Annotated in this window: 1 pseudogene; it reads left to right on the top strand. The window is 54.0% G+C overall.

Features of this window, described 5'->3' with window-relative positions:
• Positions 1 to 420: pseudogene (locus tag MUW49_RS21650) on the top strand (IS5-like element IS5B family transposase); the annotation flags it as partial.

Genomic DNA, 420 nt, shown 5'->3' on the forward strand with positions numbered 1-420 from the left:
GAGTCATCAACTTACCTTCGCCGACAGTGAATTCAGCAGTAAGCGCCGTCAGACCAGAAAAGAGATTTTCTTGTCCCGCATGGAGCAGATTCTGCCATGGCAAAACATGGTGGAAGTCATCGAGCCGTTTTACCCCAAGGCTGGTAATGGCCGGCGACCTTATCCGCTGGAAACCATGCTACGCATTCACTGCATGCAGCATTGGTACAACCTGAGCGATGGCGCGATCGAAGATGCTCTGTACGAAATCGCCTCCATGCGTCTGTTTGCCCGATTATCCCTGGATAGCGCCTTGCCGGACCGCACCACCATCATGAATTTCCGCCACCTGCTGGAGCAGCATCAACTGGCCCGCCAATTGTTCAAGACCATCAATCGCTGGCTGGCCGAAGCAGGCGTCATGATGACTCAAGGCACCTT

This window comes from Aeromonas sp. LsrichE-8G (genome assembly GCF_022869435.1).
Classification (GTDB): Bacteria; Pseudomonadota; Gammaproteobacteria; order Enterobacterales; family Aeromonadaceae; genus Aeromonas; species Aeromonas caviae.